The organism is Bacteroides thetaiotaomicron VPI-5482 (assembly GCF_000011065.1).
Classification (GTDB): domain Bacteria; phylum Bacteroidota; class Bacteroidia; order Bacteroidales; family Bacteroidaceae; genus Bacteroides; species Bacteroides thetaiotaomicron.
In genome coordinates this window covers 2,445,326-2,466,691 of record NC_004663.1, presented here as the reverse complement: position 1 = coordinate 2,466,691, position 21,366 = coordinate 2,445,326, and the positions used below count along the sequence as shown (strand labels likewise).

Below are 21,366 nucleotides of genomic sequence, written 5' to 3'. Positions count from 1 at the left end.
TTGATGATGAAGAAAATATTAATCTTATCCGCAGCAACGCTCGTGTTGAGTAGTTGCGGTATCTACAATAAATACAAACCTGTATCGGAAGTCCCCGAAGGACTTTATGGAAGCGAGACCGTCGCTTCCGCCGATACGGCGAACTTCGGTAATCTCTCGTGGAGAGAGGTCTTTACTGACTCGTATTTGCAGAATTTGATCGATTCGGCTTTGGTACGGAATACGGATATGCAGACAGCGCATCTCCGTGTGAAAGAAGCGGAGGCTTCGTTGCTGACGTCCAAGCTTTCTTATCTGCCCTCTTTGTTTCTCGCACCGGAAGGAGCTGTGAGCAGCTTCGACCGTGGCAAAGCGACACAGACCTACTCATTGCCGGTGACTGCCTCGTGGGAACTGGATATCTTCGGAAAGGTGACCACGGCCAAACGTCGGGCAAAAGCGGCCTATGAGCAGAGCAAGGAGTATGAACAGGCGGTGAAGACGCAATTGGTGTCTGCCGTGGCGAATACTTATTATACCTTGCTGATGCTCGACGCTCAATATGAGATTTCCGTGTCCACCGAAGCGGCATGGAAAGAGAGCGTGCGGACAGCCCGTGCCATGAAGAAGGCCGGTATGATGACCGAAGCCGGACTGGCTCAGACGGAAGCTACCTATTATAATATATGTACGACAGTGCTCGACCTGAAAGAACAAATCAATCAGACCGAGAACTCAATGGCTTTGTTGCTGGCGGAAACACCTCACAAGATGCAACGCGGCAAACTGGAAAACCAGCAGTTGCCGGAAGACTTCTCCGTAGGGATTCCTTTGCAGATGCTTTCCAACCGTCCGGATGTACGTAGCGCGGAGTTCTCTTTAGCGCAGGCGTTCTATACGACGAATGCTGCCCGTGCCGCTTTCTATCCTTCCATCACGCTGAGCGGGAGTGCCGGATGGACAAACAGTGCCGGTAGCATGATTATCAATCCGGGCAAGTTTGTTGCTTCTGCCGTAGCTTCACTGACGCAACCTTTATTTAACAAGGGAGTGAATATCGCCCAGCTGAAAATAGCGAAGGCACAGCAGGAAGAAGCCCGCCTCAGCTTTGAACAGACATTGCTGAACGCAGGTGTGGAAGTAAACGAGGCACTGGTGCAATATCAGACGGCCCGTGAGAAATCCGCTTTCTACGATAAGCAGATCACCTCTTTGCAGACTGCTGCCAGAAGCACTAGTCTTTTGATGGAACATAGTAATAATACTACTTATCTGGAAGTACTGACCGCACAGCAGACATTGCTGAACGCCAGACTTTCACAGGTAGCCAATCGCTTTACCGAAATCCAGGGCGTGATTACACTGTATCAGGCTTTGGGCGGAGGCCGGATGTAGGAGGATAGTATGAATCCTGAAAAAGTACGGTGTCAGATAATCGAATACACCAAACACGAGATGTATCTGCACGGTGCTGACGGACTGACCATGGATGACATAGCCAAGGGGATGAAGATGTCGAAGCGTACGCTTTACAAGCTGTTCCCCAGTAAGACTTGTCTGTTCCGCATCTGTCTTTATGATTTCACCAACGGGATCAGAAGTCGTCTGAAACAAAGTCAGATGCGGATGGACAGTTCGTGTATGCAGGTGCTTTTTGCCACAGTGAACGGGTATCTCACGCTATTGCATTCGTTAGGAAAGACTTTATTGCTGGATATCGCCGCGAATGAAGATTACCGTGCTTCCTTCAAACGGGAAGAGGCCTTCTGGTTGCAGCAGTTTATCGACGTACTGACGCATTGCAAAATCTGTGGTTACCTGCTTCCGGGAGTCGATCCGGATCGCTTTGCGGCAGATTTGCAGGAGGTTATTTATCAGAGTTGCCTGCAAGGTACTCCGTATGTTGTTCAGCGGACGCTGAACCATACTCTCTTACGAGGGCTTTTTGAGGTGGACGGCATTCGGTATATTGACGAACACCTGAAACTGGATAAATTCAATGTTTGTGTATGAAAGGAAGGGCGTGTATTGCTTTTTAAGCAGGCACGCCTTTTTATTTGTTTGAAATGAGTTATTCTCTGAAATTCACAATCATGTGATATATTAAGTTGCTTTTTAAATCTTGTCAATTAAATCCGGAGATAAGCAGAAAGGCAGTTAACTGTTGGCAGGTTAGTATAAACGCTTTTATTCTCACCACAATGAGAACATTTTCTCATCGCATTGAGAAATAATTCTCAAAGGCACGAGAACTTTTTCTCACTGTGGTGAGAATTTTTTCTCAAAGGCATGAGAATACTTTGAGAATATAGCAACTTGTATCATGCTATGTATTAATCGGATAGCAGTATAGTGGTATCTGTCTTATGCCTACTATTTTATGGCTGCCTCAAACGCTCAATCTCTAATAATGTAGTTTCCCGCTTGTTTGGTAAAAGCGGCTGGGCTATTCTTTGTCTCCATATGAAAACTTGACAAATGATCAATCTAAAGCCCTTTCACCACATCGACAGACAAACCCGTGCATTCTGCTATCACATCATCCGCTATACCTTTCTGCTTGAAATTACGGGCTATCTCTATGGTTTGGTTGTGCTCTTTGAGTGCGGAGAACACCAGACCGGAAAGATATTCAAGTGTACTGTACAAGCGTTCCCGATTTTCCTTCCGCTGATAATCCACACTAAAAAATGTGGAACGCTTACGGTGTAATATCAGGTAATATGTCCCGGCAGTAAGAAGTCCCGCTATTATATCAATTGGGATACCCGTTCCTTCAAACAAATGCTTGTATTCTTCTATAGCCAATTTGTAATGCTTTTCCCTGCTTCGTGCCATACGTCTTGTGGTCGAATTGTCCGCTTCGAGTTCCCACACTAGCAAGTGCTGCATATCGGTATTGTCATATAAGTAATTTGCCAAAGCCTTTAAGGTGCTTTTCATGATGTCCTCGTTGGCTTTGTCTGTAGGGTGTTCTTCATCGAAAAGATCGTGCAGCCAATAATCAGAAATGTAAGCGTACTTATCCAGCAATCGCTCAATATTCTTATAGTTATTGAGCAGGACGGACATTTGTATGTCGGCTCTTTGCATAATATCTGTAAAGGTAATTTGCGCCAGACCTTTTTCACTTGCTAACTGCCGGATGGCATCAAACACGTCCGCTTCCAGTTCGGCGCGGGTACGGCGTGCACGTTTATTCTTCGATTGTTCCATGTTTATTTCTTTGTTGCATACAAATGTATGAAAAATAAGTATAAGTCACTTATTTTCCTTTATAAAACAGATTTATGAAACGGCTCGGTCACTGAACAAATTTATTTCTATCTTTGTCTTCTTAGTATTTAGAGAATAGAAAAACAAAGAACACTGGAGAAAGCAGAGTGGGTAAGGGAACGGCTTTCTCCATGAACGTATCTTTGAGTATTATTTAAATCAGTAGAAAATGGGGAATTTAATTTCGTTTATGAAGGAAGTAGCCGATGGGCTGCGGGAAAGTGGGAATTATGGGACCGCCCATATTTACAGGAGTAGCATGAGTGCAATCCTTGCCTTTCATGGAAGTGATAAGCTTCCTTTCCGGAAAGTAAGTCAGGAGTTTCTTAAAAGTTTCGAATCGTATCTGCGTGGCAGAAATTGTAGCTGGAATACAGTTTCCACTTATATGCGTACGTTGCGTGCAGTGTATAACCGTGCGGTCGACCGCCATCTTGCGCCTTATGTGCCTCATCACTTCCGGTATGTTTATACAGGAACGCGCGCGGACAGGAAACGTGCGCTGGATAAGGAAGACATGGAGCGTCTGATGAAGGAACTTCCGAAACAGCTGTGTCAGGACAACAAGGAACTACAGCGTACTCGTGGTCTTTTCTTTTTAATGTTTTTACTTCGTGGGATTCCTTTTGTGGATCTTGCCTATCTGAAAAAGCATGATATCGATGGGAATGTAATGACTTACCGCCGTCGAAAAACCGGCAGGTTATTAACAGTGACTCTTGTGCCTGAAGCCATGAAGCTGATCAAACGGTATATGAATACCGATCCTGCTTCTCCCTATCTTTTTTCGCTGATCACCAGTGGAGAGGGAACGGAAGCTGCTTACAAGGAATATCAGCTGGCATTGCGCAACTTTAATTATCAGTTAATGATTTTGAAACAGGTTTTGGGACTGACATCTGAAGTAAGCTCGTACACGGCGAAACATCATACAATCTCTATCTAATTGAAAATTAAACAGTTATTTCTGTTTAATTAATATCAGGTAACGATTTAGAAACGAGCGAATTACAATATTCTGTTTTCTTTTGCCTCTGTCAAAGAACGATTCTTTCAATGCAAATATACACTTTACTTGTGACAAAAGCAATCTTTTTCTACATTTAATCGACTTACAGTCAGCCTTAAAGAGGGTATCTGGTCTCATTCCATCTTCTTCCTCAAAAATAACATAGCAGTCTAAATTGGTTTATGTATGGGATAGGTCTTGTTCATTCGATCCGGTAGACTACTATACATAAAAGTATAAAGGCGAGATACGACAAGGAGATGCCATGCTTTTGTGTAAGGGGAATCTCTCTTAGCTTATCGCAGACCATGTATAGCTAAGTGTTTTGAGAATAAACAGTCTGTAAAAAACGGAAAGACACCGATTATGGGCCGTATCACCATCAATGGAACCCAAGCCGGTTTCAGTTGTAAGAAAGAAGTGTCCCTCGCTTTGTGGGACGTCAAAACCAACCGGGCCAAAGGCAAGTCCGAGGAGGCCCGTACACTCAATCAGGAGCTTGACAATATCAAGGCGCAAATCACCAGGCACTACTAGTACATCTGCGACCACGACAGTTTTGTTACAGCCAAGAAAGTCTATAACCGCTATGTCGGCTTCTCAGAGGAATGCCACACCCTTATGAACCTTTTCAGGGAACAGCTGGAACCGTATAAAAAGAAAATCGGCATAGAGAAAGCCGAAAGCACCTACTGCGGTCTGGTTGCCGATTACAAGAGTCTCCTGCTTTTCATGAAAAGCAAGAAGAATGCAGAGGATATTGTCATCGAAGAACTTGAGAAATCATTCATCGAGGATTACTACAACTGGATGCTCGGTACATGCGCTTTGGCAAACTCCACTGTCTTCGGGCGTGTCAATACCTTGAAGTGGCTGATGTATATCGCGCAGGAAAAAGGCTGGATACGGGTTCATCCGTTCGCATCATTCGAGTGTATGCCCGAATACAAGAGGCGTTCTTTCCTTTCCGAAGAGGAACTGCAAAGGATAATCCATATAGAACCGAGATACAAACGCCAGCGTGCCATGCGCGACATGTTCCTGTTCATGTGCTTCACCGGTCTTTCCTATGTGGACTTGAAAGCCATAACATACGATAATATCCATACCGACTCCGACGGCGGTACATGGCTGATGGGCAACCGTATAAAAACGGGAGTGGCGTATGTCGTAAAATTATTGCCCATTGCTATCGAACTGATTGAAAAATATAGGGGTACGGATGAAAAGAAAGACTCCCCGAATGTGTCTTTCCGGTAGGTGAATACAATGCCATGCGGCTCAGTCTTGGAATCATAGGCAGGAAATGCAACTCCGGGGCGAGGTCACCCCGCACATCGGACGCCACGCATTTGCCGTTCTGGCCATACTCAAGGGGATGCTGCTGGAAACTCTTCAGAAAGTGTTTGGGCATAAGTCCATCACATACGTCCTGCGCATCCATTCACTTGTCCGGCGCAGGCGGAGCAATCTTTTTCTGGAAGTCGCCCATCTGTACGACCAGCGTGCTGACCAGCTTTCTCAACTCCTAATACGCGCTTGTTTCAATAATTGTCAGTTCCATACTAAAATTCTTTTTAAGATTCTGAATATGCGACAAAGTAACGCACATCCTATATCCTTTCCAAACAGATAATATCAGAGTCTTCCGTTGGCGTGCATTGGCGTATCCAACGTTAAAAGAGAAGGTCCTTCACCTGCATCCATGCGGCAACGGAACTTCCATTCCCTTACTTGTTTTCCATAAATTTATAGGATTAATTTCTGGTGCATGATATTAATAGTCATTATTCTGTCTGCTTTTTTTGCTTGCATAATTGCAGCTAACAGTTATCTATTCCAGAACGCATTGTTATGGAAAATGGCAAGCTGTTTTGTTGGTTTATGGATATTGTGTATGATAATTACCGTCTTCGTTTGTCGTAAACTTGAATGCTCTAATTAAAACAGTACGGTTGTCATGCTTTGTGTGTTTTATTATAAATATTATGAATTATTTGGAATTGATATGTAATATAGATAATTTTGCAGTCGGGAAATGGTTTCGGGAGGTTTACGCCTTCCGAATGAAAAGGGAACCCGGTGAAAATCCGGGACAGTACCCGCTGCTGTGAGTCCACAAAAACGGACATCGAACTTTTGCCACTGGTGTAATACCGGGAAGGCACGATGACCGGGACGAGTCAGAAGACCTGCCATGACCGGAATGAGATTTACACCTGCGGGATATACGGGTCGTAATCAAATAAGGAATAGCTCATCGGCCATTCAATATTTGAAGACAGACATATTCCCGTTCGTGTAAGTCCGCACGAACGGGAATTTTTTGTGTTTGTTAATAATATGTTTTACATTAAAATGAGTGACCTATGAAAAGAAAATTACGCTTTCTGGCAGGTGCCTGTCTATTTACCGCAACCGCCTTGTTCTCTGGCTGTAGCTCGGACGATGACTTTTTGATGGACCCGGTTGATTCCGGAACTTCGCAAACCCGTGCTGTGACAAATCCGGACGGTACTTTAACTATCACTTTCGATGATTTCGATCCCGGCATGTTAGCAGGACCTACCTCGGCCGGAGAAAATCTTTATTCGTACCAAGGGTATCCTCAAGTAACCACCATTTACGACAATACTCCGGAAGAATATCTCTTCCTTTCAATGTTTAATACTGTAGGTGGAAGCACAGAGTATTCCAGCGGCGGCATCGCACTTTCCAACTGGAACATCCGCTCCAATCAGTCGGGAAATACCGGAGACTGGTGGTATTCTTATCTAAACCAATGTTCTGTCTATAACACTGCGGTGGAAGCGGAAGGACAGAATAAGGAAGCCGGGCACAGCGGTTCCAATTTCGGTGTCGTTTACGGATATGTGGATGCTTACAATCAGGCATGGATGGCTAAACCAGAATTTTATTTCAATGTTCCCCGGAAATTGGTCGGCCTGTGGATCTGCAACACCTCATACACTTATGGTGTCATTACTTATGGTAATCAGTTCGGTTCTACGGGGGTAGCGACTCCTCTGAAAGAGATGAAAGGGTATTTCCAAGTGAATCTGGAATGTTATGATGTGAATGGCGGTCTGATCCGCACTTACAAACGTCTTTTAGCCGATTATCGTAACGGCCAACAACAGGTTGATCCTATCACGACATGGGATTATTGGGAAATCAATGCCGAAGGGGTGCAAAGTGTGAAATTCAACTTCGAGGGTTCGGATTCGGGAGCATACGGTTTGAATACTCCGGCTTATATCTGTATTGATGATATCACCATACAATAAAAAGAATACAAGGATATCCCTTCTGTCGGGGGTATCCCTGTTATTTTTCTAAAATCCACACATCATGCATCGTTTTCACTATTTTATTATTTCTGCCTGTATGCTGTTCACCTCCTGCAACAAGGATGAAGTCATTACCGAAGAAGTAGGAGGACAACCTATAATAGAACTTGACAGCGAGACCGGTATTTACACTGTCAAGGTCGATCACGAATTGACTATCGCCCCGACATACCAGAATGTTGAAGATGCTCTTTTTGCTTGGACGATAGACGGTACGCTGGTTTCTTCGGGTCCGTCTCTTCAACGTACATGGAATGAATGCGGGGATTTTTATGTCAAACTAAGAGTAGACAATGCGGAAGGTTATGCCGAAGAGGAACTGAAAGTAGAAGTGAAAGAACTCACCCCTCCGGTCATCTCACTGGCACTACCTTCGCAGGGGCTAAAAGTCGTCCGGAATACCGATTACACATTTACTCCCGATATTCAGCATTCGGATGTCGAAGGGTTCAAAATCGAATGGGTACGGGAAGGAAAAATCGTTTCCACCGAGAATACTTATACTTTCAATGAAAAAGAACTCGGTGTTTATACGGTGACAATCAACGCTTCCAATATAGATGGGACAACAACGAAAGACGTAAGCGTAGAGGTCGTGGAAACGATGCCCTACGTTGTCAAATTCCCGACCCCGTCTTACCTGCAAACATCCACGGACAGGTACACTTTTGCCGACCGTCCTGTTTTCCTGCGTCCGTTGTTGGAGTATTTCGACAATCCCCGTTTTGAGTGGAGTGTGGACGGTCAGGTCATGGAAGGAGAAGTGGAACGCATGTTCAAGTTCACGCCGTCCGCACCCGGAGAATACACCGTCTCCTGTACTGTGTCGGAAGACACACCGACGGAAAAAATAAGCAGGAATATCGACAAAGGGAAAACGGCTGTCACTGCCACCGTAAAAGTCGTTTGTGTGGACAAAAAGGAACAAGACGGCTTCCGGGCTTCGGGAAGTTCCAAGCTCTGGAATAAAGTCTATGAATATACCCCAGCTCCCGGCCAATTTATCAACGAGACGAGCACGATAGGCGGTATGACCGGCAACGAAACATCCCCTGAAGCGGCTGTCGCATGGGCAACACAGCGTTTGAAAGACAAACTGCACGTCTCTTTAGGTTCTTTCGGGGGTTATATCATCGTCGGCTTCGACCACAGTATTCCCAATTCGGGTAACCAATATGATTTCTGTGTTCAGGGGAACGCCTTTGACGGCAGTTCCGAACCGGGTATCGTATGGGTCATGCAAGATATAAACGGAAACGGATTGCCGGATGACGAGTGGTACGAACTGAAAGGATCTGAAGCAGGCAAGGAAGAAACAATACAGAATTTTGAAGTGACCTATTACCGTCCGGAAGGCAAAAAAATGGATGTCCAATGGATCAGTTCCGACGGTAGAAACGGCTGGGTAGACTATCTGTCCGCTTATCATACACAAGACTATTATTATCCGGCTTGGATTTCGGAAAACAGTTATACCCTGACAGGCACTTGTCTGGCCGCCCGCAACACCCAAGATTCTCAAACCGGTTATTGGGATAATCAGAGTTATGACTGGGGGTACGTGGATAATTTCGGAAACGACCAGATAGAAGGCGGCAGTACGGTGGATGGAAGCGGACAAAGGAACGGTTTCAAAATTTCCAATGCCATCCATGCCGATGGAACGGAAGCCAATCTGCAATATATTGACTTTATCAAAATACAATGCGGTGTTCTGGCCAAAAGCGGCTGGCTGGGCGAAGTTTCTACGGAGGTATTTTCTTTTGAGGATCTAACCAAATAATAAAAATTACAAGTATGAAAATTTATTTTCTTCCCATGCTCCTATCCTTGTTCTTTTTGGGAGCGTGTGACAAAAACGATGAAATTATACCTGAAGATGCAGATGAAAATTTCATCACATCGGTCGTGATGACCGTGGACGGGAAATCGTACACGGCCGACATTACGGACAATACAGTAACAATAACCGTTCCCTATACGGTATCGCTGAACAACGCCGAAGTGGAATTCAAGTACACAACTTCTGCAACAATCATACCTGATCCTGAAACGGTAACGGACTGGGATAACGAACGAACCTTCCGGGTGACATCCTATAACGGAGATGCCCGCGAATATACCTATAAGGTCGTGAAAAGCGAGATAGAATCTGACGGAGATGTGGAGTTGAAGACCACCGAGGAGGTAGCTTCTTTTGCCGCAACCAAAACAACCGTTGTCAAAGGGAACCTGATTATCGGCTCTGATGCGGAAGAGGCAGAAAAAATCACTGACATATCTGCATTGGCATCTTTGAAAGAGGTTACTGGCAACATTGTCATTCGTAACAGTTACAACGGTGCAGACTTGACAGGGTTGGATAATATCGTTTCTGCCGGAGGTTTACAGGTAGGTTCGACCGATGTCGCCTCGAAAGCTACGGAACTTCACATGATTTCCATGAAAGCATTGGAAACGCTCTCCGGAGACATATCGGTATATAACGACCAAGTGACGTATGTCCTATTCGAGAAACTGGCAACTATTGAAGGAAGCGTGATGTTCAATGCGTCGTCGTTACAGAGTTTTGAGTTTCCGGTTCTGACTACTGTAGGTCAGGATCTGAATCTTCAAGGACTCAATGAAGAGAACACAGCAGCCGGTTCGATTGCGTCTTTGGAAATACCGGAACTGACAAGTGTCGGAGGGGTCTTGTCCGTAAACAATCTTGCCAAGCTGACTTCCATGAGCTTCCTTAAGCTGAAAGAGACCGGTGGCCTTGATTTCCATACCGTCCCCGTGATGTTGGAAACCATCAACCTTCCGGAAATCGAAACAGTAAACGGAAGTATTATTATGGAAGCCAATATGGAAGCTCCTCCTACCGGTAGTTTTGTTCCCCAACGAAATGACGTGCTTCAGGCTTTCGGTGGAATGGACAAACTGACAACGATAAAGGGACAGATAAAGATAAAGAATTTCACGGCACTCAAACAACTTCCCGACTGGAGCAAGATCACCACACTTGGAAGCATCACGCTGGATTATCTTGAAGATGTGAGCGGAACACTGCTGTTGCCGAACGCCCGATTTGAAACCTTCGGAGAAACAGCGCCCCAGATTGAAATTATAAACAAGGTGCAGCTCTCCAAAATTGAAACAGCCGAAGATTTGTCAAATGTAAATTTTGTCATCACCAGTCTCACGAATAATAAGTTCCCTGAAATCACGTTCAAGAATATCAAAGACTTCACTTGTAAGCCAACCACCAACAATACCGATTATACCATATCGACAATTCAACATGTATATGGAAATCTAAATGTGACAGGCCAAATGCGAAGCAATGCCAAATTTCCCGACTTGGAAATCATAGATGGATATGGATATATCCAAATACCCATGTTTGCTTCAATCACAATGCCAGTCTTGAAAGAAGTGGGAGGACAGTTCTATTTATCTGGAAATTTTACCAGTTGTAACTTGCCCTTACTATCCAAAGTTTGTTGTTCAGCTTCTCCTGTATATTATAAAGAGGGAGAGGGTTCGTTAGCAATATCTTTACAAAGTAAATCGCTGGATATTCCGGAATTGCTTCACGTAGGAGGTGAAGGGTTGTTCGTTAATAAAGCAACAGGCATTACTTGTGATAAATTACAGACTATAGATGGTACGCTACAGATAAAAAGTGCGACTTCTCTTTCTCAGGAAACACTTTCCATGGAGAAGTTGGAGACCTTGCATGGGGTTGTTTTTGACGGTTTGACGAAATTTACCGACTACACTTTCTTCGGCAAGTTTATAGAAAACGGAATGATTACGGGGGAAAGTTGGAGCGTGACGAAATGTGGGTATAACCCAACCTTCCAAAATATGAAGGACAAACAATATACGCAGCAGGATTAAACCTTATACCTTAACCAGAGTACCCGTAATGATTCGGGTACTCTTTTTTATCCGAATGACAATGAGCAGAACAATACAACGGATTTGCCTTTTTCTTTTCTGCCTGCCAGTTTTCGGCAGTTGCATGAAATGGGATTACGGAGAGATGGAAGATTTCTCTGTATCGGCCTCTGGTCTTTTCATTACCAACGAGGGGAATTTCCAGTACAGCAATGCCACGCTTTCCTACTACGATCCCGCCACGTGCGAAGTGGAGAATGAAGTGTTTTACCGTGCCAACGGGTTCAAGTTGGGCGATGTGGCCCAGTCTATGGTTATCCGGGACGGTATAGGCTGGATCGTGGTGAACAACTCGCATGTGATTTTCGCCATCGACATCAATACTTTCAAGGAAGTGGGCCGTATCACAGGTTTCACCTCACCCCGGTATATCCATTTTCTGTCGGATGAGAAAGCCTATGTGACGCAGATATGGGACTACCGTATCTTCATCATCAACCCCAAGACATACGAGATTACCGGCTATATCGAATGTCCAGACATGGACATGGAATCGGGTTCCACCGAACAAATGGTACAATACGGCAAGTACGTCTATGTGAACTGCTGGTCGTACCAGAACCGCATCCTGAAAATCGACACGGAGACGGACAAGGTCGTGGACGAACTGACCATCGGCATACAACCTACTTCGCTGGTCATGGACAAATACAACAAGATGTGGACCATCACGGATGGCGGTTACGAGGGCAGCCCATACGGTTACGAGGCACCGTCTCTCTATCGTATAGACGCCGAGACTTTCACCGTAGAGAAACAGTTCAAGTTTAAGCTGGGCGACTGGCCTTCGGAAGTCCAGCTCAACGGTACACGGGATACACTTTACTGGATCAACAACGATATTTGGCGAATGCCGGTGGAAGCCGACCGTGTTCCCGTCCGGCCTTTTCTGGAGTTTCGGGACACCAAATACTACGGCCTTACGGTCAATCCCAACAACGGGGAGGTATATGTGGCCGACGCTATTGATTACCAGCAACAAGGTATCGTGTATCGCTATTCGCCGCAAGGCAAGCTGATCGATGAATTTTACGTGGGAATCATTCCGGGAGCTTTCTGCTGGAAATAACGAGGAAGGAGGACAAAAATGAAAAGACATCTTATTCTATTGTTCGTGGGGGTAAGCCTGCCCTTTCTGCTTGCCGCCCAGCAGAAAAATTCCGTCAGCATTACCAAAAGGGTACTACGTATTCCGGAGGTTACGGTGGTGGGCAAACGACCTATGAAGGATATAGGCGTGCAACGAACCCGTTTCGATTCCATCGCCATGAAAGAGAACATCGCCTTGTCTATGGCCGATGTGCTGACATTCAACTCATCCGTTTTTGTCAAGAACTACGGACGCGCCACGTTATCCACCGTGGCTTTCCGGGGTACCTCTCCCTCGCATACCCAAGTGACGTGGAATGGTATGCGCATTAACAACCCGATGCTGGGCATGACGGATTTTTCCACCATCCCTTCTTACTTTATCGATGATGCCTCGCTGCTGCACGGAACGTCATCGGTAAACGAAACGGGCGGCGGCTTGGGTGGTCTGGTCAGGCTCTCCACTTCTCCGGCCAACCATGAAGGGTTCGGGTTGCAGTACGTGCAGGGAGTGGGGTCGTTCAGCACGTTCGACGAGTTTCTCCGCCTGACCTACGGTGACAAACACTGGCAGTCCTCCACCCGTGTGGTGTATTCCTCTTCCCCCAACGACTACAAATACCGAAACCGGGACAAGAAGGAAAACATCTATGACGAGGACAAGAACATCATCGGTTCCTATTACCCGACGGAACGCAACCGCAGCGGGGCTTATAAGGATCTGCACGTCTTGCAGGAAATTTATTATAACACGGGCGAAGGCGACAAGTTCGGGCTAAACGCCTGGTATATCAATTCCAACCGGGAACTGGCGATGCTCAGCACGGATTACGGGAACGACATGGACTTCGAGAACCGCCAAAGGGAGCAGACGTTTCGCGGCGTCCTCTCGTGGGATCGCGTGCGGGAGAAATGGAAGGTCGGTGTAAAAGGCGGCTATATACACACATGGATGGCCTATGATTACAAGCGGGACAAGGGAAACGGCGAAATGGCTTCGATGACCCGCTCACGCAGTAAGATTAACACGTTCTACGGAAGTGCGGACGGGGATTATGCTCCTTCAGAGAAATGGCTGTTCACGGCCGGTGTTTCCGTACACCAGCATTTGGTGGAAAGCGCGGACAAAAATATCATCTCGCAGGAAGGTAACAAGGCTGTTGTCGGGTATGACAAGGGACGTGTCGAGTTTTCCGGTTCCGTTTCTGCGAAATGGCGGCCTGTCGATCGTTTTGCCGCCTCGCTTGTCCTTCGCGAGGATATGTTCGGTACGGAATGGGCCCCGGTTATCCCGGCTTTCTTCATCGACGGGGTACTGTCGAAAAAAGGCAATATCGTGGCGAAAGCATCCATCTCCCGGAACTACCGTTTTCCCACGCTGAACGACCTCTATTTTCTGCCGGGCGGTAATCCCGACCTGAAAAGCGAGCACGGCTTCACATACGACGTGGGGTTGTCGTTCTCGGTGGGGAAAGAAAATGTATATGCTTTGAGCGGTGGTATCAACTGGTTCGATTCGCACATCGACGACTGGATCATCTGGCTACCCACAACCAAGGGATTCTTCTCCCCCAGAAACCTCAAAAAGGTACATGCTTACGGGGCAGAGACCAACGCCCACCTTGATATAATGCTCGGAAAGGACTGGAAACTGGATATGAACGGAACTTTCTCGTGGACTCCCTCGATCAACGAGAGCGAACCGATGAGTCCGGCAGACCAATCCGTCGGCAAACAGTTGCCATACGTGCCGGAGTTTTCCGCAACGGTGACCGGACGTCTGTCATGGCGGACATGGAGCCTGCTTTACAAATGGTGTTATTACAGCCAGCGTTATACCATGTCGAGTAATGACTATACCCTGACGGGCTATCTGCCCCCTTACTTCATGAATAACGTGACACTGGAAAAACAGCTCTCTTTCCGATGGGCCGATCTGTCGCTAAAGGGCAGCATCAACAACCTGTTCGATGAAGAATACCTTTCCGTATTGTCCCGTCCCATGCCGGGCATCAATTTCGAGATATTCATCGGCATAACACCCAAGTTCGGAAAAAACAAAAATAGTAAACGATAATCTGCATCAATATGAACGCATTAAAGAATTTAAGCCTGATTTTGTTGCTTTCTCTGGCATTTACAGGCTGCCACAACAAAAGCTCAAAAATCAATGATTTCAACCTGCTGCTTTATGCTCCCGAATATGCCTCCGGCTTCGACATCAAAGGGGCGGGCGGGAAGGAAAGCGTACTGATAACCGTCAGGAATCCCTGGCAGGGAGCGGACAGTGTAACCACATGGCTGTTTATCGTCCGCAACGGTGAAGAGGTTCCCGAAGGGTTTGCAGGACAGGTACTCAAAGGAGACGCCAAACGCATCGTGGCGATGTCTTCCACTCATATCGCCATGCTTGACGCAATCGGTGAAGTCCGGTGTATAACCGGCGTTTCGGGAATCGACTACATTTCCAACCCAGACATCCAAGCCCGCCGCGACAGTATTGGCGATGTCGGCTATGAAGGGAACATCAACTACGAGTTGCTGCTCTCGCTCGATCCCGACCTCGTTCTGCTCTATGGGGTGAACGGCGCAAGCGCAATGGAAAGCAAACTCGAAGAACTCGACATACCGTTCATGTATGTCGGCGATTATCTTGAAGAGTCGCCTCTCGGCAAGGCCGAATGGATGGTAGTGCTTTCAGAAGTCACAGGAAAACGTGAGAAGGGTGAAAAAGCCTTTGCCGCAATCCCGGTCAGATACAACGCCTTGAAAAAGAAAGTGGCCGACAGTACCCTCGGCACTCCTTCGGTTATGCTTAATGTTCCCTATGGCGACTCGTGGTTCATGCCTTCAACCCAAAGTTATGTAGCCCGCTTGATTACTGATGCGGGAGGCCGCTATATCTACCAGAAGAACACGGGAAACGCTTCTATCCCCATTGACTTAGAAGAAGCATATCTGCTCGCGTCGGATGCGGACATGTGGCTGAACGTGGGAATGGCGAACTCCCTTGACGACTTGAAGGCATCATGTCCGAAATTCACCGATACCCGATGTTTCAAAAATGGAGAGGTGTATAACAACAACGCCCGTACCAACACAGCCGGGGGTAACGACTATTACGAGTCTGCCGTCGTGAATCCTGACATCGTGCTCCGCGACCTCGTGAAGATATTCCATCCTGAACTGGTGCAGGAAGAGTGTGTGTATTACAAGCAACTGAAATAGATGCGTTCCCGTTCGACTATATTATTCTCCATATTGATTACGCTCACGGTCGGTCTTTTTTTACTGGACTTGGCCGTGGGAGCTGTCAACATTCCGATCCGCGATGTATGGGCAGCACTGACCGGGGGAAATTGTTCCCGTGCCACGGAAAAAATCGTACTCAACATACGCCTCATAAAAGCTATAGTGGCACTGTTGGCCGGGGCTGCCTTATCGGTCAGCGGTCTTCAGATGCAGACCCTCTTCCGTAATCCTCTTGCCGGTCCCTATGTCCTTGGCATCAGTTCCGGTGCAAGTCTCGGTGTGGCACTTGTGGTACTTGCCGGGATCGGTTCATCAATAGGCATTGCCGGAGCAGCGTGGGTGGGTGCGGCTGTCGTGTTGCTCGTGATAACTGCCGTCGGACAGCGAATAAAAGACATCATGGTAATCCTGATTCTGGGCATGATGTTCTCATCGGGCGTAGGTGCTGTCGTGCAGATATTGCAGTACCTCAGCAAAGAGGAATCGCTGAAAGCCTTTGTCATTTGGACGATGGGGGCTTTGGGTGACGTCACCTCCGGACAACTTCTGATTCTTGTTCCATCGGTGTTTGCCGGACTGCTGTTGGCGGTACTGACCATCAAACCGCTTAACCTCCTGCTGTTCGGAGAGGAATATGCCGTAACAATGGGACTGAATATTCGGCGTTCACGCAGCCTGTTGTTTCTCTCGACAACGCTGCTCGCCGGAACGATAACCGCTTTTTGCGGTCCGATAGGTTTCATAGGTCTCGCTATGCCTCATGTCACAAGAATGCTTTTCCAAAATAGCGATCATCATGTCCTTCTGCCCGGAACAATTCTTTCGGGAGCATCGATATTGCTTCTTTGCGACATCATTTCTAAAATATTCACCTTGCCGATCAACGCCATTACAGCTCTATTGGGAATCCCAATCGTCGTATGGGTGGTTTTACGCAACAAATCCATCACCGCATGATAGAATTACAGCATTTTTCCATAGGTTACAAAGAAAACTCGTTGCTCCACGAGGTAAATGCCACGATAAAAAAAGGTCAACTGACAGCCCTTATCGGAAGAAACGGGACAGGAAAATCGACGTTGCTCCGCGCCATAGCCGGTCTGAACCGGTGTTATTCCGGAAAAATCATTCTCGACGGGCACGACATCGCCTGCATGAAAACCGAAGATATGGCAAAAACGCTGGCTGTCGTCACGACCGAGCGCACGCGCATCGCCAACCTGCGGTGCAAGGATGTCGTAGCCATAGGCCGTGCTCCTTATACCAACTGGATAGGTAGGATGCAAGAAACAGATAAGGAGATAGTCATGCAATCGCTCATTTCGGTGGGAATGGAGGCTTATGCAAACCGCACGATGGATAAAATGTCGGATGGCGAATGCCAGCGTGTGATGATTGCTCGTGCATTGGCACAGGATACTCCTATCATTCTCCTTGATGAACCGACTTCCTTTCTTGACATGCCTAATCGCTACGAACTTGTGGCGTTGCTTCGTAGGCTTGTCCACGACGAGAAAAAATGTATCATGTTCTCGACACATGAACTTGACATCGCGTTGTCCATGTGCGATTCGATAGCATTGTTAGATACCCCGAATTTAAGTTGCTTGACCGCGTCTGAAATGCAGAAAAGCGGATACATTGACAGACTTTTCCAAAATGAAAACATCCGTTTCGACTCCTTATGCGGTACAATGATTTTGAAACAATGAGTATATACACTGTAGAAAATTTTACTTCAGACATCACTGTTGAAGGATACATCGCCGAATTTCGTGACGAACTACATTTTCTTGAACTTTGCAAACAATGTACCAATTACGGTAAAAGTTGGGGGTGTCCTCCATTTGATTTTGATACGGAATCGTTTCTCCGACAATACAAGTATGCACATCTTATGGCAACGAAGATAATCCCTGAAGACAAAGATATTCCGATTGAATATACACAAAAACTCATTTTACCGGAACGGATACGAATCGAGAGCGAATTATTGGATATGGAACGGAAATATGGAGGGCGTTCATTTGCCTATATAGGTAAATGTCTTCACTGCTCAGATAACGAGTGTACGCGTAACTGCGGCACACCATGCCGACACCCGGAAAAAGTGCGTCCGTCACTCGAAGCCTTCGGATTTGACATAGCCAAAACGCTTTCTGAACTTTTTAACATCGAACTTCTTTGGGGAAAGGATGGCAAATTACCTGAATATCTTGTTCTCGTAAGCGGATTTTTTCATAATGAATACGAACTTTGCAACATAGCATACTAATGATTCGGACATGAAATAAACAGACAAACTAACCACATTCGGTTCAATCTGTTTTGTGATTTCAAATGAATTATAGTTAGATATGTAAAAAGCGACGCTGGAGCTTGAAATAAGTAACGGTTTATCGGTGTATTCTCCGTTAAACCGTCCTGTTTTCGTTAAACGAAAACACAACTTGCTGTCCGCAGGAGCGGACCACATTTATCCAATAATTATTGTGTATTGGCCCATTGTATGGCTATTCTCCTGTGATTTACGAGGCATTTCCATCAGGTGTTTGCCGGCTGCTCTCCCCATAAAAGGGTGGATATCTCTCCATAATCATATGACTTACGTCCATAATTCGGGAATAAGGAGGCGAATATACGGGAAATCTGCCCTTTACATGCCCTATTGTCCATTAATGGATTGTTACTTCTACACATCTACAAATGGAGAGCGGCAGTGAGCCGTATATGGTTTATGGTTTTTCTGCATTATCTTCATTAATGGATTACTACTTCTACACTTCTGCAAATGGAGAATGTAGCCGTGTACACCTTATGGTCTTCCTTCATAATTCTCCATTAACGGATTAATACTTTTACACTCCCATAGACCGATAATTTAAGAATCCGTATCCGGACGGATGCGCGCTCTCACGCCTGCCCATAAGGATTAAAAAGGAACGGTGGACAAGGAAACGGAATCCCGCTCGCTTTTCCACACCACTACGGGCCTCTGATGTCGCCTCCGCATAGGAAGAACCGTCCGAACGGAACGGCATCTCCGTCCCCCCCGTCATGTGTATCATGACAATAACTGACTTTGGATGACTATAAGTGACAGGTGGTTTCATCCTGTTCTCTTCTTCCTTTATTTTGTATTCCGAGACAATACCAGTTGTGTAATTTAATAATTTAAGATTTTAAAATATGGATTCAGAAAAGGAAAAGAACCGGCTTTCCGATATCGTTCTCGAGAGGGTCGGACTCACGGGGAACCTTCTGTCAGCTCCCGTTTCCCCATCCCTGGAACCAGTGGTGGAGATACCAAGTCATGGAAGTCAGGTCCGGGCAGGGAAAGTGACAGGTCCGGAGGAATACAAGAGGAGGTTTCTGGTTCCCGCTCCCAGAGCCGCTGAGTGGAAGACCGCCTACATTGATGGGAGACTGCACCGCCGGATCGCCATGCTGGTCAGGGCCGCCGGCTGCGGCAGCATCTCCGGTTTTATCATCCGGTTGTTGGAACTCCATATGGAGGAACACAGGGAGGACATCGCCTCCCTGCTCGGTGAGGTCTACCGTCCCTGGGATGAGGACGGACAGCCGGGAGGAACACCTCGCCGATAAAACGTTGTCATTGTCCAAGAAGGCATATCATGACAGGAAAGAACGTAAAAGAGCGGATTGGTCTTGGCGGGATGGACGCGGACCGCATCCGTGAGATCATGGGGGAAGCGCCTGCCTGTCCCCGGAAGAGACGTGGAACGTCCGGTAACGACATTATACGTCCCGCAAGGAAAAATGGCCCCATGCAACCGTCCGTCTACGGGGAGGAATACCTGCATGGCATTGCGGGCGTGCAGCGTCGGTCGCTGCATATTCCCGCCGCCCTGCACCGGAAACTGTCCATCCTGGCGGGAGCCTCGAGAAACGGAAAGGTCACTCTGGAGGGGTTCATCAACCACCTTGTCTCGCGGCATCTGGAAGAATACAGGGAAACGACGGACATGATTCTGGAGGAGTCCCTGCCCGGCCGGTCATAAAGGCTCGTCCCCCATGACAGGGGATCTCCCCCGATGGGAGCATTATTTTTGTTTCTGAAACAATAGTGTTTAACTTTTAATGAAAAAGAAGTATGATGAAAAAAGAAAAAGAGTTGTTGGTTGCCATCGCCAGCCAGAAGGGTGGCGTGGGAAAATCCGTCTTTACGGTACTGCTGGCCAGTGTCCTGCATTACCGCAAAGACGTGCGTGTGGCGGTTGTGGACTGTGACTCCCCGCAGCACAGCATCGCCCTGATGCGTGAGAGGGACATGGAGAATGTCATGAAAAATGACGACCTGAAGGTGAACCTGTACCGGCAGTACGAAAGAATCCGTAAGCCTGCCTATCCGGTCATCAAAAGCGACCCGGAAAAGGGGGTGGAAGACCTGCGGCGTTATATGGACGAAAAAGGGGAGACTTTCGATATCGTGCTCTTCGACCTTCCCGGAACGCTCCGCAGCGAGGGGGTGGTTCATACCGTTGCCGCGATGGACTATATCTTTGTCCCGCTCAAGGCGGACAATATCGTCATGCAGAGTTCCCTGCAGTTTACCAAGGTGCTGGAAGAGGAGCTGATCGCCAAGGGGAACTGCAACTTGAAAGGAATCCGGCTGTTCTGGAACATGGTGGATAGAAGGGGACGGAAGAATTTGTATGATGCCTGGAACCGGGTCATCCACAGGATGGGGCTGCGGCTGCTGTCCTCACACATTCCGAACACCCTCCGCTACAACAAGGAGGCGGACCCTGTCTGTAAGGGTGTCTTTCGTTCCACGCTGTTTCCACCCGATCCCCGTCAGGAGAAAGACTCCGGCCTTCCTGAACTGGTGGAAGCGGCTTTCTTCGGACGTGATCCGGGTATCACCCTGTTATAAGGATTGTCCTCCAGCATCTTCTCGATGTCGGCTCTGCGGATGAACGCCATACGGTTGCTGATACGCGAGGCCCGTAGCCTGCCTTGTGCCACAAGTTTATAAATGTACTGGCGTGAGCATCCCATGAGGATGGCTGCCTTAGAAAAGGTAAGATACTCCTGACGCTGTATCTCTAAAACTGGCTCTACGGCATTGAGCAAGTCCTGCTGCCGCTTCTTCTTCGCTTTTTTAGCTTCATCAGCACAATGTACGGTGCAATATTTCTGCATACCGCTGTTGGGCGTGAACATTCTGCCGCAAAATGCACATTTCTTGGTTGTTTTCATTTCCCCTTTGTTTGATGTTGAACACTCATTCTTGTATATTCCATCGGGGAGTGAACGGAAGTGAACCGCTGTTGCCTGTTGTCAACGGGGTAAATATCTGTGGCAATCCTCGCATTATATCCTGCTGTTTGTTGCCACTTGTGAACCCTTGTAAACCGATGTCAACAGGCTTCGATTTTGTGGCAATAAAAAAGTCCCGTACATTCACCGCGATAGAAATACGTCACAAAAATATGCGGA

16 protein-coding genes, 3 pseudogenes and 1 riboswitch are annotated in these 21,366 nt (G+C 47.0%); of the genes and pseudogenes, 16 read left to right on the top strand and 3 right to left on the bottom strand.

Annotated elements, in window-relative coordinates:
• Window positions 1–6: 6 nt before the first annotated feature.
• Complete coding sequence (locus BT_RS09955) at window positions 7–1,374, top strand: TolC family protein (RefSeq protein ID WP_162303116.1); 1,368 nt, start codon at window positions 7–9, stop codon at window positions 1,372–1,374.
• A 9-nt stretch (window positions 1,375–1,383) separates the two neighbouring features.
• Window positions 1,384–1,992, top strand: coding sequence for a TetR/AcrR family transcriptional regulator (locus BT_RS09950; protein ID WP_011108067.1), 609 nt, complete (start codon window positions 1,384–1,386; stop codon window positions 1,990–1,992).
• Between the two features lie 474 nt (window positions 1,993–2,466).
• On the opposite strand, the gene BT_RS09945 is transcribed toward BT_RS09950, so the two are convergent.
• Window positions 2,467–3,195: a transcriptional regulator gene (locus BT_RS09945; protein WP_008766287.1), complete on the bottom strand. Its 729-nt coding sequence runs from the start codon at window positions 3,193–3,195 to the stop codon at window positions 2,467–2,469.
• Between the two features lie 229 nt (window positions 3,196–3,424).
• Here BT_RS09945 and BT_RS09940 point away from each other — a divergent pair.
• The 11 genes and pseudogenes from BT_RS09940 to BT_RS09885 form a co-directional block, all read left to right on the top strand.
• Window positions 3,425–4,183 (top strand): annotated as a pseudogene (locus BT_RS09940) (tyrosine-type recombinase/integrase); the annotation flags it as partial.
• 447 nt (window positions 4,184–4,630) lie between these two features.
• Window positions 4,631–5,687, top strand: a pseudogene (locus BT_RS09935) (tyrosine-type recombinase/integrase); the annotation flags it as partial.
• 599 nt (window positions 5,688–6,286) lie between these two features.
• Window positions 6,287–6,479: riboswitch (cobalamin riboswitch) on the top strand.
• Between the two features lie 154 nt (window positions 6,480–6,633).
• On the top strand, window positions 6,634–7,551 hold the full coding sequence (locus BT_RS09925) for a DUF4465 domain-containing protein (RefSeq protein ID WP_005681511.1): 918 nt from the start codon (window positions 6,634–6,636) through the stop codon (window positions 7,549–7,551).
• 64 nt (window positions 7,552–7,615) lie between these two features.
• Window positions 7,616–9,397, top strand: coding sequence for a PKD-like domain-containing protein (locus tag BT_RS09920; protein ID WP_004293827.1), 1,782 nt, complete (start codon window positions 7,616–7,618; stop codon window positions 9,395–9,397).
• 14 nt (window positions 9,398–9,411) lie between these two features.
• Window positions 9,412–11,502: a lipoprotein gene (locus BT_RS09915; protein WP_004311297.1), complete on the top strand. Its 2,091-nt coding sequence runs from the start codon at window positions 9,412–9,414 to the stop codon at window positions 11,500–11,502.
• A 28-nt stretch (window positions 11,503–11,530) separates the two neighbouring features.
• On the top strand, window positions 11,531–12,631 hold the full coding sequence (locus tag BT_RS09910) for a YncE family protein (RefSeq protein WP_004293828.1): 1,101 nt from the start codon (window positions 11,531–11,533) through the stop codon (window positions 12,629–12,631).
• 18 nt (window positions 12,632–12,649) lie between these two features.
• Window positions 12,650–14,728: a TonB-dependent receptor plug domain-containing protein gene (locus BT_RS09905; RefSeq protein ID WP_004311295.1), complete on the top strand. Its 2,079-nt coding sequence runs from the start codon at window positions 12,650–12,652 to the stop codon at window positions 14,726–14,728.
• 11 nt (window positions 14,729–14,739) lie between these two features.
• Complete coding sequence (locus BT_RS09900) at window positions 14,740–15,879, top strand: ABC transporter substrate-binding protein (protein WP_004289233.1); 1,140 nt, start codon at window positions 14,740–14,742, stop codon at window positions 15,877–15,879.
• Window positions 15,880–16,860, top strand: a complete 981-nt coding sequence (locus BT_RS09895; protein ID WP_004311292.1) for a FecCD family ABC transporter permease — start codon at window positions 15,880–15,882, stop codon at window positions 16,858–16,860.
• The gene (locus tag BT_RS09890) at window positions 16,857–17,615 is read left to right on the top strand and encodes an ABC transporter ATP-binding protein (protein WP_004289235.1); all 759 of its coding nucleotides are present in this window, start codon (window positions 16,857–16,859) and stop codon (window positions 17,613–17,615) included. The genes BT_RS09895 and BT_RS09890 overlap by 4 nt, the downstream gene beginning before the upstream one ends.
• The gene (locus BT_RS09885) at window positions 17,612–18,178 is read left to right on the top strand and encodes a DUF2284 domain-containing protein (RefSeq protein ID WP_005681510.1); all 567 of its coding nucleotides are present in this window, start codon (window positions 17,612–17,614) and stop codon (window positions 18,176–18,178) included. Before BT_RS09890 ends, BT_RS09885 begins: the two co-directional genes overlap by 4 nt.
• 583 nt (window positions 18,179–18,761) lie before the next feature.
• Here the strand turns inward: BT_RS09885 and BT_RS09875 are convergent.
• A complete protein-coding gene (locus BT_RS09875) occupies window positions 18,762–19,016 on the bottom strand; it encodes a hypothetical protein (RefSeq protein WP_008650625.1) in 255 nt (84 codons plus the stop codon).
• A 76-nt stretch (window positions 19,017–19,092) separates the two neighbouring features.
• Here BT_RS09875 and BT_RS09870 point away from each other — a divergent pair, with 76 nt between their 5' ends.
• The 3 genes from BT_RS09870 (at window position 19,093) to BT_RS09860 (ending at window position 20,800) form a co-directional block, all read left to right on the top strand.
• On the top strand, window positions 19,093–19,509 hold the full coding sequence (locus tag BT_RS09870; RefSeq protein ID WP_004327094.1) for a DUF3408 domain-containing protein: 417 nt from the start codon (window positions 19,093–19,095) through the stop codon (window positions 19,507–19,509).
• A 29-nt stretch (window positions 19,510–19,538) separates the two neighbouring features.
• Window positions 19,539–19,925, top strand: a complete 387-nt coding sequence (locus tag BT_RS24905; RefSeq protein WP_008766285.1) for a DUF3408 domain-containing protein — start codon at window positions 19,539–19,541, stop codon at window positions 19,923–19,925.
• A gap of 92 nt (window positions 19,926–20,017) precedes the next feature.
• Entirely contained in the window at window positions 20,018–20,800 is a 783-nt protein-coding gene (locus BT_RS09860) for a ParA family protein (protein ID WP_008766284.1), read from the top strand.
• Here BT_RS09860 and BT_RS09855 read toward each other — a convergent pair.
• Window positions 20,749–21,126, bottom strand: a pseudogene (locus tag BT_RS09855) (helix-turn-helix domain-containing protein); the annotation flags it as partial. The gene BT_RS09860 and the pseudogene BT_RS09855 sit on opposite strands and share 52 nt — an antisense overlap.
• Window positions 21,127–21,366 lie beyond the last annotated feature (240 nt).